Origin of the sequence: Bacillus sp. FSL E2-0195, from assembly GCF_038003645.1 — a bacterium.
Classification (GTDB): domain Bacteria; phylum Bacillota; class Bacilli; order Bacillales; family Bacillaceae_G; genus Bacillus_A; species Bacillus_A mycoides.
In genome coordinates this window covers 642,980-659,089 of record NZ_JBBOPN010000001.1, presented here as the reverse complement: position 1 = coordinate 659,089, position 16,110 = coordinate 642,980, and the positions used below count along the sequence as shown (strand labels likewise).

Sequence of the window (16,110 nt, the reverse complement as noted above, 5' to 3'; positions counted from 1 at the left end):
CCCTAAAAAGGAGGCTTCTAACTAGCAATTCTCTTATTATAAGTAGCTAAATTCGCAACGAGCTTCGAGCTACGTTCATTTAACCCTGTGATCCTTACTTTCACACCGTTCTGTTCATACTTCATTATAACTTTATCAATTGCCGCTACTGCTGAATCATCCCATACGTGTGCGTTAGTAAAGTTCATCTCAATTTCTTTCACATCTTCATTGTATGAAAAAGCATTTATATACTCTGCCGTAGATGCGAAGAATAGTTGGCCGTGAATTTCGTATATCTTCTTATTTTCAATATACAAATGTTTCACGTGAATCTTTGCCATATTGAATGCAAATAAAACTGCACTAATTATCGTTCCGATAATTACACCTAATCCTAAATTATGTGTAATTAGGACAATCACAACTGTTACGATCATAACAAATGCGTTTCCTTTTGGTACTTTATGAATCGTCGCTACAGAGTTCCAATCAAACGTCCCAATCGAAACCATAATCATAACTGCAACTAAAGCTGCCATCGGAATATGAACAACGTAATCACCTAAAACAAATAGCAATACGATTAAAAAACCACCGGCTACAAACGTCGATAATCTCCCGCGACCACCTGATTTAATGTTAATAACAGATTGTCCAATCATTGCACATCCTGCCATTCCTCCGAAGAAACCAGCAACAACGTTCGCAATCCCTTGTCCACGTGCCTCTTTATGCTTATTACTTTCCGTATGTGTCATATCGTCTAAAACCGACGCCGTTAATAATGACTCTAGTAAACCTATAACCGCTAGCATAACTGAATACGGTAAAATAATTGCTAATGTCTCAAGTGTAAATGGAACATCAGGAATACTAAAGAACGGTAATTCTTTCGGTAAGCTTCCCATATCCCCTACTGTTTTTAACTGTAATCCGCTCATAAGTGCAATGCTTGTCACAATAATAATTGAAATAAGTGTAGACGGAACAGCCGTCGTAATACGTGGAAATAAATATATAATTGCAAGTCCTAATGCGACAAGTGCATACATTTGCCAAGTTGCATTTTTAAAATGCGGCAATTGCGCTGTAAAAACTAAAATTCCAAGTGAATTTAAAAAACCACTCATAACGGATTTAGGAACAAACTTCATAAATGAGCTCAGCTTGAACACTCCAAAAATAATTTGAACAATACCTGTTACTATTGTCACAGCAAATAAATATTGCAAACCGTGATCCTTCACAAGAGTGACCATTAATAATGCCATCGCACCCGTTGCCGCCGAGATCATCCCTGGTCTTCCGCCGACAAACGAAATTGTAACCGCAATACAAAAGGCCGCGTACAATCCAACCGTCGGATCTACACCTGCAATAACAGAAAAAGCTATCGCTTCAGGAATTAATGCTAAAGCAACAACAACCCCTGATAGCACGTCCCCTCTCATATTTGAGAACCATTCATTTTTTATAGTTTGAAACAAAGTAACACTCCTCCACTCTTTTATCATTTGATTTTCTCCATAAGAAAATCAAGGCCGACTGCACGAAGGCTATTATATAACGAGCAAAGGATGTTGTGCTATGTAAAAGTTTCCTAAAGAAAAGACGCTACCTTAGCAGCGTCTTTTCTCATTTCATTAATGTCCACCGTAACCTTGACCACTTTCCTGAACAATTTCTAACCTCTCATCCAATATACCTTGTGTTTCAAATGAAACATCACTACTACTTCCTAATAGGAAACCATGGTTATATGGTCCAAGTGTTGGATCATCTTTAAACTTCGGCTGAATAGTAGCAAGGAAGTCATAAACTGGTTGTGAAGCTTTTCCTTCCTCAAGCAAAACAACAGGGGCATGTTTACCCATATGTGAAAACGGTGCTCCCGCAATTGCTAAGTCTGGTGTTTTGCTTGAAACAAATGACAAACCGTGACCTGGTTTTGTGAATCCCCAGCCAAATTTCGTTTTTTCATCTTTAAATTTCGCAAATGCAACCGAATTTTCTGTTGGAGTCTCCCCACTAATACGCGTTACTTTCCCATATTTACTTAACTCTTTTTCTACTTCTTTCGAAACGATTTTTTCTGGTCCTAACACATATATATTCGCTTTATCTTTTCTCGTCTTTAATGCCTCTATTGTCGCTTCTGGCACTTTATTTTTTTCAGTATATAGAAGAGGTTCTGGCATATGAGAAATCCAATTTACAGCTGGTGTTGTATATAAACGTCCTTCTTCTTCAGACGAACCGATAATAACGCTATTTGGATAATTTCCTGTTATATCGGCATATTCTTTATCAACATCTTTAGCAAATTTAGCTGGGTCCGTTTCTTTTATTTGCTTTACTTTATATTCTTTTAATTGCTCTAGGCTAGATGCCCCTATATCCCCCATCACCATAATTTGCGTTCCATCTTTCGTTCCGAGCGGATTTAATCGTTTTATTTCTTTTAACGTCATTTCGGGTACCTTTTCTTTTTCTATAAATAAAATCGGTCCGTTATTCGGGTGATGAATAAGATCCGCACTTGCAATACCTAATTGCCACTCGTTCACTGGCACTAAAATAATAGCGCCTGGCTGATTCTCTTTATGCGTTGCTGGCCATATCGTTTGCGAAGTTAATACTGCCATTTGCAGAGGATCATTTGTATTTAATCTCGTTACATTTTTTAAACTTGTCGTTAATAAATCATTCGATGCACCTTGATTCATTTCTTTCGGCGCAGTTACCTCCTGATTCATTTTCATTTCCTTTTGCTCTGTTTTCTTCTCTTCTGTAGATTCATGATTTTTATGATCTGTACTCGTTTGTCCGCATGCCGCAAGACCGACTGCTGCAATTATTGTTATCCCCAAAATTCGGATCATCTTTTTCACTATATCGCCTCCGTATTATTCGTTTTCGAGCCAATATTATTACCTAAAATGGAATTTCAACTTTACAATAACAAGCAATTCTGAAGAAATTATGCAGATGCATTATAATCTGCACCATTTCTTCATGATTTTGACTTACAATTTAAGTAATAACTACAAATGCGGAGGTACTCTATGATCGATATACTACTCGTAGATGATGAACCGAGAATGCTTGAATTATTAACGCTTTATCTTACTCCAATCGGATATAACTGCGTATGTGCAGTATCCGGAGAAGAAGCTATTTCACATATAGAAAATCGAAACTTCAAATTTATTTTACTCGATATTATGATGCCAAAGATGGATGGGTGGGAAACTTGCAAAAGAATTCGATCATTTAGTAACGTTCCTATCATTATGGTAACTGCTCGTGATCAAACGGTAGATGTCGTTCAAGGGTTCAAACTTGGAGCAGATGATTACGTGACGAAACCATTCCACGAAGAGGAGCTCTTCGCAAGAATTGAAGCTGTTTTACGCCGAACCAATCAACATGCACAAATCCAATATCACGGCATTTTATGGGATGAGGCCAAGCATTTCATTTCTGTCCATAATGAAGAACTTCTTCTCACCCCAATCGAATTCTCTTTACTCGGATTATTTTTACGTCATGTGAACTACGTATTAAGCCGTGATCAGCTCATTGAACGAATTTGGGGATTAAATACAAATACAGAAGATAGAACAGTCGATTCACATATTCGTAATTTACGTGATAAATTACGAAAAGTAAATTTCCCCATTGATCACCATTTAAAAACTGTTTACGGAGTAGGATATCGATGGATTGATATTGAAAACTAAGGAGCAAAACGATGAAGCGAATTTCTATTCAACTCGGATTTTATTTTCTAATTGTTACACTTTTAATCGAAAGTGTTCTATTTGTCTTGCTCTATTATAGCCTTGTAAACAATAGAGTGAATGAAGAAATGACTGCTTTATTAAAGCGTGGAAATAGTCACCGAGATGTCCTTGAAAAATATTTTGACAGGCAAACAATCTCCCATGTTGCTTTAATGGAATCCGAAGCTGAAACAACTGTTATTATTACAAATGCAAATAAGGAAATACTAGCTAAATCCAATGAAATAAATACTACTATAAAAAAACATATTGAAGGAATGCAAACACGAACAGATCATGATGGAGCAATTATAGAGAATCATTGGAAAACATCTAATTATATATGTACAGTTAGCCCAATTGTAGTGGCAGGAAAAACGGAAGGCTATGTATATATGTTTCTCGGGACGGAATCAATCGAAGAAATGGTTAACGGGCTCACACGGCAATTCATTATCGCTGGAGTCATTACTTTCCTATTAACAGCCATCACCATTTTTCTATTATCACGTTTGTTAACAAAACCATTGTTACACATGAAACAAGCGACTGAAAAAATGAGTAAGGGCGATTTATCCGTTTCATTAACAACTACTCGAAATGACGAAATTGGTGACCTAGCACAATCTATCCAAACTCTCGCAAATGATTTACATTATATGAAAACGGAGCGAAGTGAATTTCTAGCAAGTGTTGCTCACGAATTACGAACACCATTAACGTACGTAAGAGGTTATGCTGACATTGCATCAAAAGAAAACACACCCCCAGAGCAACGTTTACGATACTTATCCATTATAAAAGACGAGTCTGATTATATTACAAGCTTAGTCCAAGATTTATTTTCACTCGCTCAAATGGAAAAGCATAACTTTTTCATTCAAGTACAGGAAGTGCATTTACACATCTTCCTTACTCGCATCACTGAAAAAATAAATGTGATGTACGGAGAAAAACAAATTAAAGTTGTTTTCACATGTCCTTCCTCACTCTTAGTAAAGCTAGATGAGCAACGCTTTGAACAAGTTATGGCTAACATTTTAAATAACGCGTATAGACATTCAAAAGAACATTCTCATATAAATATTTCTGTTACAGAAGAACATAAACGTATTTCCATTACAATTGAAGATGAAGGCGAAGGTATTCCGCCTGAAGACCTCCCTCACATTTTCGATCGCTTTTACCGTGTTGATAAAGCGCGCTCTAGAGCTACAGGAGGCACTGGTTTAGGGCTCTCCATCGTAAAAGAAATCGTAGAACTACACGGCGGGAATATTACTGTCACAAGTGAAATTGATCACGGATCTTGCTTTACAATTTCATTGCCATCTATATAGAAACACGACTATCATCAATAGTCGTGTTTTCTTATCCTTTAGGACTTTACTTTATAATATAAATTTACGAATTGGCCAAAACGTTTCGTATCCGTTAAAGTTAAATTAATTTCTGGATTCTTTTCTTTAAATAACGGAACTCCAGAACCTAATATGTGAGGTGTAATCGTAACAACATATTCATCAATTAAATTATTCTTAAAGAACTCTCTCAGTAGACTCCCTCCACCGACCATCCATATTTTAGATCCTTCCTGCTCTTTCAACCTTTTTGTAAACTCTAATACATCTTCATTTACAAACTCTACATGTTCGTTTGAACCTTTTTCTGAATTAGAAAAAACATAACATTTTTTATCTAGGTACGGGAATGTTTCCGTATGCTCTATCACATAATCGTACGTTCTCTTTCCCATAATTATCGTATCAATTGTTTCGTACATTTCTGTATAACCGTTGTCTCCCTCACCTTCTGTTTCCATTAACCACTCTAAATCATCATCTTCTTTCGCGATAAATCCATCTAAGCTCGCTGCAATAAATAAAACAATTTCACGTGACATATCTTTTCCTCCTTACAGCTTCTATTGATAAAATCATCTTATAAGCACTATACTAACCATAAAACATGACAACTTATGTCATGTTAAAAAAGAAAAAGGTGATATCCTTGTCAAAAGCAAAACGTTTACTAGACATTCTTATATTTGCTTCTACGAAAAAAACATTTACAGCTCAAGAAATAGCTGATGAATTTAATATTTCCGTTCGTACGGTCCATAGATATATTTTAGATTTAAGTGATATGGGATTACCCATTTACGCTGAACAAGGTCGTAACGGAGGATATAAAGTATTAACAAGCAGCATGCTTCCCCCCATTTTATTTACCGAAGAAGAAGCGGTCTCCATCTTTTTTGCTTTTCAGTCTTTAAGCTACTACAGAGACTTGCCTTTTAACACAGGAATCAATTCCGTTACGCATAAACTGTATAGCTCCCTACAACATGATGCGAAAGCGAAAGTTGATAAAATACGATCTTATATCTCTTTTTGGAATCCGAAGAGAACAATTGATACACCTCTTTTAAACGAAGTATTAACCGCGGCTATTGAAAATAAAAATTTACACTTTCAATACGAATCTAAATCAGGGATTAAAACAAAACATGTTCATCCTATCGGTGTATATGCTCACGATGGTTTATGGTATTTGCCATCCTATGAATTTAGTAGAAAAAAAGTATTACTTTATCGTGTTGATCGCATTCTTTCTATATTATCAACGGAAGAAAATGAAGATACATTCATGAATTTAGAAGAGTGGTTTGCCTCTAACTCTAACGTAGTACACAGTCCTACTCAGTTACATGTTTTACTGACAACAGAAGGCGTACGTCAATGTAAAAGCGTTCCTTACCTTGAAGAGTTCGTTGTAGTAACGGAAGACGGGACAGGACATATACATTCAACAATTGATAAAGGAGAAATCCATTTTATTACGCCTTTATTTTATAGACTTGGAAAAGATGCAAAAGTTTTAGAACCGAAAGAATTAATAGATGGTTTACGCATACGTGCGAAAGAAGTTTTACATTTGTATGAAGACTAAAAAATCCCTCTTTTAAAAACATAAAAACGTGAGCGCCCTATTCTCACGTTTTTATGTTTCACTTTACTAATTCAATTGTTTCTGTAACTTTTATACTATCCTTTACAGATTGAACGATCGTACAGTTTTTCACCGCAAGTTGCAGCGCCTTGTCTAATTGCTCTTCTGTAATGTTTTGCGCTTTAATTTTATAGTGCAAATGAACACTTTCAACTGGTTTTGATAAAGCTTCACTTCTCCCAATTTCAGTTTCAATTGTAAACGTATCGTATGTAATACGTTTCTTTTCTAAAATCGTTCGAAAAACAATTGCACTACATCCTGCAATAGAAGAAACGAGTAATTGTAACGGTGAATACCCGTTTTCTTTTCCAATCGCTAAATGACCATACGATAAATCTGCTTCTATATCATCGTGTTTGATTGTTAGTTTCATTTGTTTTTTCCATCTCCACTTTCATCGGTTTCTTCCGTTTCTTACTCATATAATAATATATGTAGCAGAAAATGATAAATGGAATACCACAGTATAACGCCATTCGTTGTTCAGGAATAAACGCTAAACTAATAACAACGACGCTATTTGTAATTAAAGCTAAAATTGGAACAAGCGGGTATAGTGGTGTTCTATACTTTAAGTCCTCTAATTTTCCGCCGCCTTTTAAATACTGACTTCTAAAGCGAAGTTGTGATAAAGCAATAATGATCCAACTTGAAACAGCCGATAAACCAGCTATAGATAATAAGTACATATATACTGTATCTTCTGCAAGGAAGCTTGTTAATAAAGAAAGGCCCGCTACTGCAATTGTTACGACTAACGCTGTAATCGGAATACCACGTTTATTTACTTTCTTGAAAGAAGTTGGTGCCATTCCTTCATTTGCAAGTGACCATAGTATACGCGTTGCTGCATATAACCCTGAGTTCGCTACAGATAGAAGAGCTGTAATAATAACGAAGTTCATAATATCAGCTGCATATGGAATACCGATTTTATCAAATACAACTACGAATGGGCTTTCAATTATCCCTGCTTCTTTCCAAGAAATTAACCCTACTAAAATTGTCATTGTTAAAATGAAGAATAACATAATGCGCCATACTGTATTACGAATCGCACGTGGAATTGTTTTTTCAGGATTCTGACTCTCTCCTGCTGCAATCCCGATTAACTCTGTTCCTTGGAAGGAAAAGTTAACTGTAATCATCGTAAGAAGCACTGCAGCTAGTCCATTTGGGAATAGCCCACCATCACTTACAAAGTTAGAGAAAAGAGGCGCTGCTTCTTTTCCATCGTATGGTAAGAATCCTAGTAATGCGCTACCACCAAGTAGAATGAATGCAATAATTGTAACTACTTTAATACTAGAGAACCAAAACTCTAATTCAGCATAACTCTTCGCTGATATTGCATTTGAAGCATATAAAATAACTCCGAATACGAGACACCATACCCAAACATCAACATTCGGAAACCATCTTTTCATCATTAAACCGATCGATGTTAATTCTAATCCTACTGTTACTGCCCATCCAATCCAGTATAGCCAACCGATCATAAATCCAGTTCCTGGTCCAATAAACTTCGTCGCATACTTTTGGAAAGATCCTGAAACTGGCATTGCTACCGTTAGCTCTCCAAGACAAAGCATTGTTAAATACATAATAAATCCGCCCACTAAATATGAAAGGATGGCTCCCCCTGGTCCAGCCTGATTAATGGTGTAACCTGAACCTAGAAAAAAACCAGTTCCGATTACACCACCTAGTGCGATCATAAATAAATGTCTACTCTTCATCGTACGATGTAATTGCTCATTCGTTGTTTGCTGCATCTTAATCCTCCCCCTACAAGTACCCCTATCTCTTTTTAAAATTTTCTGATAATAAAAATATACACGAAAGCGATTACAATTTCTATATAAAATTAAAACTTTTCTGATAAAACAATATAAAAATTCAAATATTAAGAGCTCACAATACTAATTTGAGGAAAAAAAGGATTTATAAGGAAAAAACTCTTACATTTTTTTGTAAGAGTTAACGTATTTCTAATCTTCTAGATAAAATTGATAAACCGTAGTTTACAACAAAATACATACAGGCTGCTAGTATAAATGTTGGAATCATATAATTTACATTCTGCCCGCTAATAATTTGAGCATTATGCATAAGCTCTGGCAATGATATAACAACCGCTAATGACGTATCTTTTAACAATGAAATAAATTGACTAACAAGCGGGGGGACCATTCTTCTTAATGCTTGCGGCAAAATAATATGCCAAAGCGCTTGCACATACGTTAATCCAGAAGACCTTGCAGCCTCAATCTGCCCTTTTTCGATAGATAATAGACCGCTTCGAACAATTTCAGATATCATTGCCGCTTCAAATATTGTTAAAGCAACAATTGCAGCTGTTATAATTTCTAACTTCAATCCCGCTTCCGGAAGTGCAAAATACGTAAAAAATATAATTAAAAGTAGCGGTAAATTTCGAATGACTTCCACGATAAAGCCTAATATTTGTGAGACGACAGGTATTTTCGTATAGCGCAATATTCCTATTACACTACCAATAATAAAGCTAAGTACAATTGCTATGAGCGCTACCTCTAACGTTATGAGTAATCCTTTTAATAAAAAGAGGATATGATCACCTGTTATCGCTCCTTTAAAATCCATTTATACCGCCTCCTTTGCCAAGCGTTTTTCTAAATAACGCACTAGCATACTTAGCGGAATTGTTAATACTAAATAAAACATCCCGACAAATATATATACATCAAACGTAACGAACGTCTTCGTTGAAATTAAGTCTCCTTGATACATTAAATCCGTTCCAGCAATAATTCCGAGTATTGAAGAGTTTTTTACTAAATTGAGAAATTGATTTCCTAGAGGAGGAATGACGATTTTCATCGCTTGAGGTAAGACGACATGATACATCGCTTGCGTATAAGTTAATCCTGAAGAACGTGCTGCTTCCATTTGACCTTTCGCGACTGATAAAATACCAGCACGAATTACTTCCGCAATAAAAGCCGCTGTATAAACTGTAAGCGCAACTGTCCCTGCTACAAAACCGTTGAAAGTAATTCCTATTACAGGCAAAGCAAAATAGAAAATGAATGCAATTAATACGAGTGGAATATTTCTAACAAACTCTACATAGGCAGAGCCAATCCAATTCAAAATACGAATAGGTGAAATTCGCATCACTGCCATAACAATTCCTAAAACAAAACTTCCTATTAGTGCAACTACACTAGACATAACCGTATATTTAAATCCTTCTAAATACATATCAATGTTATTCGTTAATATAGAAAAATCAGGCACATATTCTCCCCTCTTTCTTTACAAGAAGAGGATGAGTACTCTCATCCTCTCACTCTTACTATTTATCACGAGAAATAAAGTTTCATTTTACTTCTCTTGTTTTTGACCAATCCATTTTTCATACAATTTATCGTATTCTCCATTCGCTTTCATATCTTTTAATAAACTATTAATCTCTTTCGTTAAATCGTCTGCACCTTTTTGTACTGCAATTCCATACGGTTCATCCGTGAAAATTTTCCCTACAACTTCATAATTAGAATCTTGTTTTGCCATTCCGTAAAGAATCGCATTATCTGTAGTTAAAACATCGCCTTTACCTGCTTTTAACGCTGTAAATGCCTCACTATAATTCTCAAACTCTAATACTGTTGCTTCTGGTGATTTTTGGCGAATGTTATTTGTAGATGTTGATCCTTTTACAGCTAATACTTTAACGCCTTGTTTTATATCATCAATGCTCTTAATATTGCTTCCTTTTTTCACAAGTAACGATTGTCCTGCTTTAAAATATACATCTGAGAAATCTACTTCTTTTTTGCGTTCTTCCGTAATTGTCATTGTCGCAATAATTGCATCAATATCACCATTTTTCAGCATCGGAATACGTGTTTTAGACGTTACTTCTTTCAGCTCTAGTTTCTTTTCATCACCAAGAATTTTTTTCGCAAGTGCCTTCGCGATATCAATATCGAATCCTTCTACTTGCCCTGTTGAAGGGTTTTTCAATCCAAATAAATTCGTATCATTCTTCACTCCAACTACTAACTTCCCGCGCTTCTTAATTTGCTCAACAGCTCCGCCTTGCTTCGTATTCGTTTCTTTCGCCTCGTCTTTTTTCCCCCCGCACCCAGCAACAATAAACACGAATAAACATGAGAATACGATTAGGGTAAACAACTTTTTCATCTTAAGCATGAAATTCCTCCTTTAATGATTTAATACCCGGCTTAAAAATAGACGTGCTCTTTCTTGTTCAGGATTTGCAAAAAATTGTGATGGTGTTGTATCTTCGATAATTTGACCGTCATCCATAAATAAAATTCTATCTGCTACCTCACGTGCAAATCCCATCTCATGTGTGACGACGACCATCGTCATTCCTTCTTTAGCCAGCGCTTTCATAACATCAAGCACCTCTCCGATCATCTCTGGATCAAGAGCGGACGTAGGCTCATCAAATAGCATAATTTTCGGTTGCATCGCGAGCCCTCTAGCAATAGCTACCCTTTGCTGTTGACCTCCGGATAATTGATGAGGATATACACCTGCCTTCTCCGGGATTCCTACTTTCTCTAAATAAACCATCGCTGTTTTTTCTGCTTCTTCTTTTGAAGTTTTATTTACTTTAATTGGTGCTAGTGTAATATTTTGCAGAACTGTTTTATGTGGGTATAAGTAAAAATGCTGGAAGACCATACCAATATTTCGGCGTAATTCATTCATATCTGTTTTTTTATTGTGTACATCTGTATTTTGTACGATTAACTCTCCATCAGTAATCGCCTCTAACTGATTTATACACCGAAGCAATGTACTTTTTCCTGATCCTGAAGGACCAACAACTACTACCACTTCACCTTTTTTCACTTGCACATTAATATTTTTCAAAACTTGGAAGTTACCATAATATTTATTTACATTACGAAACTCTATCACCATACTCCCCCCTCTCCTAAACAAAGCATGTACATTCTTTTTATATTCAAAAATAGGCAAAAAAATAACTTTCATCTTCATTTTGTCCATAAAAAAGAGCAAAGGGATTTCCCTTTGCTCCTTCATTTCTATTCTCTTAAGATACTTCTTCTTTCTTGTCTTTCCCGTATTCATGCTCCCAGAAATCAGCATTTTTAATTCCTAATTTCTGCGGATCGAATACTGGATCTTTTCCTTCTTTTTTCTGCTTTTCATAATCCTTTAATGCGATCAATGCCGGTTTTTGTAATAATAGAATCGCAATAATGTTAACCCATGCCATAATTCCTACACCAATATCTCCTAAAGCCCACGCTGTTGCTGCTGTTTTTACACAACCGTAGAATACAACTCCTAAGAATACAAACTTTAGTACGATAGACATCCAAGGACGGTCTTTATCACGATTTAAGTAAGCTATATTCGTTTCTGCAATGTAGTAATAAGCCATAATTGTTGTAAATGCGAAGAATAGTAAAGAGATTGCTACGAAACCGTTTCCAAATCCAGGGAAAACAGATTCTACTGCTGCCTGTGTATAACCAGGACCTGGCTGTGCACCATTTAATTTATTGACGATAAAGTTTTTTCCGCTTGCATCAAATACGTTATACATGCCTGTAATAATCATCATAAATGCTGTTGCTGAACAAACAAATAATGTATCAATGTAAACGGAAAATGCTTGTACTAACCCTTGTTTAGCTGGATGCGATACTTCAGCTGCTGCTGCTGCATGGGCCCCAGTTCCTTGCCCTGCTTCGTTTGAATAAATACCACGTTTTACACCCCAAGAAATTGCTAAACCAATAATCCCGCCAAAAGCTGCTTCTAATGCAAATGCACTTTTTAAAATTAACATGAAAGCGTCTGGTAATTTTTCAATATTCATAGCTACAATTACACAAGCTACTAAAATATAGCCAAGTGCCATAAACGGTACTACAACTTGCGCTACGTTAACAATTCGCTTAACTCCACCAAAAATAATAAGTGCTAATGCCGCTACTAATACCGCCCCGGATACAGAAGTATTAATACCAAAAGCTGTTTCTAGACTTACAGCAATACTATTCGCCTGAACACCTGGAAGCAGCATTCCTGTTGCAAGAATTGTCGCTGCAACGAATACTAAAGCGTACCATTTAACACCTAGTCCTTTTTCAATGTAATAAGCAGGTCCACCGCGGAATTGTCCTTGATGTTTCGTCTTATATATTTGTGCTAATGTAGATTCTACATAAGCCGATCCTGCTCCTAAAAAGGCCACCGCCCACATCCAAAAGACAGCTCCTGGACCACCAAAGGCAACAGCCGTTGCAACACCTGCAATATTTCCTGTTCCAACGCGCCCTGATAATGAAAGTGCTAAAGCTTGGAATGAAGAAACACCCGCATCCGATTTTTCCCCTTGAAATGTAAGTTTCACCATTTCTCCTACATGTCTTACTTGTAAAAACCTTGTTCGAATGGAAAAATATAGACCTACTCCTAAACATAAATAGACAAGTGCTGGACTCCAAACAATATTATTTATCCAACTTACGATAGCTTCCAACTTTCCCCCTCCTTCTTTATAAAGAATATTCAGAATATATATAAAATTATAAGTGTATACCGAATCTATAACAATATTATTTTAATAAAGTAAACATATTTTTGTATAAAAAAACAAAGTATATATCTATTTTATATACTTTGTTCCCTTATCTCTGTATTATGTATTCACTATTGCCTCTTGCTTTATAATTCTTTCATACAACTCATCTGATAACTTTTGAAAATCCTCTGGCATATCTTTCCCCTTAAATTTCTTTTGAATCGTACCGTATAGGCCTATATCACGTAACCGTAAAAATAACGGTAACGATTCATACCAACTATCCACCAGCCTGTGCTCATATTCGTACCCCTTTCTTAACACTTGTAACTGTTTACGAGCAAATTCCGTCTTTTTCTCCAATGTCCACGGTGTAAAAAGAACAGAGTAATAAAGAACCATTGCCAAATCATGAATGAAGTAATTATAGGCAGCGTCATCAAAATCAAAGATTGTTAGCCCTTTTCCATCATAATGAAAATTACCTGGATGAATATCGCCATGCATAAGGCCAAACGTTTCTCTTTCGATTGGAAGAGCCTTTATTTCATCCATTAATACAGTGGCAATCCCTTTCACCTTCTCATCTTCTAATCCATTAACAATGCTACTTTCATCCTCTTCCCACGTATCACGGTAGTCTGTTTTAGGATAATCCATTGTAAGGCGGTGCAGTTGTCCAATCGCTTTTCCCCACGCTTCAAAGTAAGCATCTCCCCAATAAGGCGATCCTTCTCCTTTTACTTGCTCACCTTGTGCATATGTAAATAAAGACGCGAAAAAGAAAGTGCCATCTTCCGCTCCAATTTCTTCTACAAGGTTTTGAGATATTGAATTACGAGGTCCCGCCACTTTTGCCCCATGCTCTGCAACATACCGTAAAAAATCTAGTTCGGCCTCTACCTCTTTTTTAGACCGATGAGAAGAATGGGTTAAGCGTAATACGTAATCTTCATTATTTTTACCCTTCGCCTTAAAAATATAATTTTCAAAATCACCAAGTGGCTTTTCTTCCACCGTTACATGATATGCCTTTGCTGCTCTTGCTAAAATTTCATTCGTAAAAACACGTTCTACCGCTATTTCCATTTGTATCCCTCCTATATATCTTCTTAATTCGACATAAATGTAAGAAGTACTGCTATGAAATTAAATAGTGCGTGTGCAATCATAGCCGATAAAATAGAATTTGTTTTTTCATATAACCACGCAAATACTACACCGCTTAAAAAATTCACCGGTAATGTGTTATATGTTGGAATATGAACAACGGTAAATATTATTGAACTTATAATCACCCCGCCCAATATGCCATATCTATCACGAAAAAACGTATAAAAAACACCTCGATATAAAATTTCTTCATAGATTGGTGATATAACTGCTGCTCCAATTACCGCGATACAGAACGCATATATTGATTTATCATTTTGGATCGTCTCCGTTTTACTATTTTCGAAAGAAATCCCCAGTTTCTCCATTATCATTAATACTCCAACACTCACTACAATCAAAGAAATAACCGCTACAAATGTCCACAATAAATCTTTCCATGAAAGCTTCCGAATTCCAATATCTTTCCACGACAGTTTATATCTTTTTATGCAAAAAAGATAAACTAAAAATGTAAATATCACTGCCATTATAAGTCCCATTAATACTCCAGCATATAATGAGTTCCCTATTATTTTTAAAGCATAATCATAAAAAAGAGATTCAACCATTACTGGTACAATCAGAAATACAAAAACAAATAAATATAAAATTTCTTTCCATCCCCACATACATTTTAAAGTCATCTACACCATCCCCCTATATCCTATTTTCTTTAGTATAAAAGATGACGTAACGTAACTTTCAAGCTACTTTTTTTCAAATAATCTAAGCATAATTTTCTCACAAAATAAAAAAAGGTTGATTCACTCAATCAACCTTTACACTATTAAAAATTCTATTCCTCAATTCTTCATCAATTCATTCTCATATATAATATTTATCTTTATTTCTCTTCACCTTTTGTCTGCATTGAGTTGAAGGTCCAATTTAACTTCAATGAATCCCCTTGAAATACATTTTGCTCTTCATCGTTATCTACAAATGTGAACATTACGTAGAAAGTATCATCATCACCAGGAGCAAGTCCATTTCCTTCTCGGTCTACAACACCTTTTTGTACAAGATCAGGAATACTTCCGTTTTGCGTAGCTACCTTTAATTCAGATAATGTAGTAGACCAAATTGGAACCTCATTTTTATCCAAATTCCACAAGAAATCAACACGGATATGATCACCAAAATCAGCATTTCCATTATCTCCTTTAGCATCGATTACACTGTAATCTGTCAGAAGTTTCACATCTCCTATTGCTAAGGTTCCTTTGTTTACTAATTGAAAACCACGCTCCATTTCATCACCTGGTTTAATATTGTCGACATTAATAACAACTTCAGGATTAACACTCAAATCTAAAGTACCGGCTGCAAACGTGTTTTGTGATACTTCCTTATCACTAAAATACGCATATGTCCCCCCGCCAATTAAAGATACGCCAAGCGCTGCAGTTACAACACCCATACCAAGTTTTTTCTTAATACTCATTTCACAAGTCCCCCTATTTTTAAAGTTTAAACTACAAACCTTATTTCCAGCCCACAAACAATAATAATTAAGCAACTACCTTGTCCCACAACGAAAGCGAACTAACTTTAAGCTAGTTACTTCATGTACCCAAACGACTATTACTTTTA

At 35.8% G+C, this 16,110-nt stretch carries 16 protein-coding genes; 3 read left to right on the top strand and 13 right to left on the bottom strand.

Annotated elements, in window-relative coordinates; genetic code table 11:
* Positions 1-17: 17 nt before the first annotated feature.
* Entirely contained in the window at positions 18-1,469 is a 1,452-nt protein-coding gene (locus MHH59_RS03295) for a SulP family inorganic anion transporter (protein WP_002125233.1), read from the bottom strand.
* Positions 1,470-1,625: 156 nt separating this feature from the next.
* Positions 1,626-2,873 carry a cell wall-binding repeat-containing protein gene (locus MHH59_RS03290; RefSeq protein ID WP_340850825.1) on the bottom strand — a complete coding sequence of 416 codons (1,248 nt, stop codon included), beginning with the start codon at positions 2,871-2,873 and terminating at the stop codon, positions 1,626-1,628.
* Between the two features lie 174 nt (positions 2,874-3,047).
* On the opposite strand from MHH59_RS03290, the gene MHH59_RS03285 reads away from it, so the two are divergent.
* Both MHH59_RS03285 and MHH59_RS03280 read left to right on the top strand, forming a co-directional pair.
* Positions 3,048-3,725 (top strand): response regulator transcription factor, encoded by a 678-nt coding sequence (locus MHH59_RS03285; RefSeq protein ID WP_340850824.1) that lies wholly within the window; start codon positions 3,048-3,050, stop codon positions 3,723-3,725.
* An 11-nt stretch (positions 3,726-3,736) separates the two neighbouring features.
* On the top strand, positions 3,737-5,107 hold the full coding sequence (locus MHH59_RS03280; RefSeq protein ID WP_340850823.1) for a sensor histidine kinase: 1,371 nt from the start codon (positions 3,737-3,739) through the stop codon (positions 5,105-5,107).
* Positions 5,108-5,145: 38 nt separating this feature from the next.
* Here the strand turns inward: MHH59_RS03280 and MHH59_RS03275 are convergent, their stop codons facing one another.
* Complete coding sequence (locus MHH59_RS03275) at positions 5,146-5,670, bottom strand: dihydrofolate reductase family protein (protein WP_002125224.1); 525 nt, start codon at positions 5,668-5,670, stop codon at positions 5,146-5,148.
* A gap of 65 nt (positions 5,671-5,735) precedes the next feature.
* Here MHH59_RS03275 and MHH59_RS03270 point away from each other — a divergent pair, with 65 nt between their 5' ends.
* Positions 5,736-6,719 carry a helix-turn-helix transcriptional regulator gene (locus MHH59_RS03270; protein ID WP_340850822.1) on the top strand — a complete coding sequence of 328 codons (984 nt, stop codon included), beginning with the start codon at positions 5,736-5,738 and terminating at the stop codon, positions 6,717-6,719.
* A gap of 58 nt (positions 6,720-6,777) precedes the next feature.
* On the opposite strand, the gene MHH59_RS03265 is transcribed toward MHH59_RS03270, so the two are convergent.
* The 10 genes from MHH59_RS03265 to MHH59_RS03220 form a co-directional block, all read right to left on the bottom strand.
* Entirely contained in the window at positions 6,778-7,155 is a 378-nt protein-coding gene (locus tag MHH59_RS03265; protein WP_059037709.1) for an OsmC family protein, read from the bottom strand.
* Positions 7,130-8,557, bottom strand: coding sequence for an amino acid permease (locus MHH59_RS03260; RefSeq protein WP_059037711.1), 1,428 nt, complete (start codon positions 8,555-8,557; stop codon positions 7,130-7,132). The genes MHH59_RS03265 and MHH59_RS03260 overlap by 26 nt, the downstream gene beginning before the upstream one ends.
* A 205-nt stretch (positions 8,558-8,762) precedes the next feature.
* Positions 8,763-9,407, bottom strand: coding sequence for an amino acid ABC transporter permease (locus tag MHH59_RS03255; RefSeq protein ID WP_002134376.1), 645 nt, complete (start codon positions 9,405-9,407; stop codon positions 8,763-8,765).
* Positions 9,408-10,064, bottom strand: coding sequence for an amino acid ABC transporter permease (locus MHH59_RS03250; protein WP_002090963.1), 657 nt, complete (start codon positions 10,062-10,064; stop codon positions 9,408-9,410).
* A gap of 87 nt (positions 10,065-10,151) precedes the next feature.
* A complete protein-coding gene (gene glnH / locus MHH59_RS03245) occupies positions 10,152-10,982 on the bottom strand; it encodes a glutamine ABC transporter substrate-binding protein GlnH (RefSeq protein WP_002125212.1) in 831 nt (276 codons plus the stop codon).
* A 12-nt stretch (positions 10,983-10,994) separates the two neighbouring features.
* Positions 10,995-11,849: an amino acid ABC transporter ATP-binding protein gene (locus MHH59_RS03240; protein WP_307838809.1), complete on the bottom strand. Its 855-nt coding sequence runs from the start codon at positions 11,847-11,849 to the stop codon at positions 10,995-10,997.
* A 10-nt stretch (positions 11,850-11,859) separates the two neighbouring features.
* Positions 11,860-13,320: an alanine/glycine:cation symporter family protein gene (locus MHH59_RS03235; RefSeq protein WP_002125208.1), complete on the bottom strand. Its 1,461-nt coding sequence runs from the start codon at positions 13,318-13,320 to the stop codon at positions 11,860-11,862.
* A 159-nt stretch (positions 13,321-13,479) separates the two neighbouring features.
* Positions 13,480-14,451: a phosphotransferase enzyme family protein gene (locus tag MHH59_RS03230; RefSeq protein ID WP_340850821.1), complete on the bottom strand. Its 972-nt coding sequence runs from the start codon at positions 14,449-14,451 to the stop codon at positions 13,480-13,482.
* A 23-nt stretch (positions 14,452-14,474) separates the two neighbouring features.
* Entirely contained in the window at positions 14,475-15,161 is a 687-nt protein-coding gene (locus tag MHH59_RS03225) for a CPBP family intramembrane glutamic endopeptidase (RefSeq protein WP_016126548.1), read from the bottom strand.
* 200 nt (positions 15,162-15,361) lie between these two features.
* Positions 15,362-15,961 carry a TasA family protein gene (locus MHH59_RS03220; protein WP_340850820.1) on the bottom strand — a complete coding sequence of 200 codons (600 nt, stop codon included), beginning with the start codon at positions 15,959-15,961 and terminating at the stop codon, positions 15,362-15,364.
* Positions 15,962-16,110: the final 149 nt, after the last annotated feature.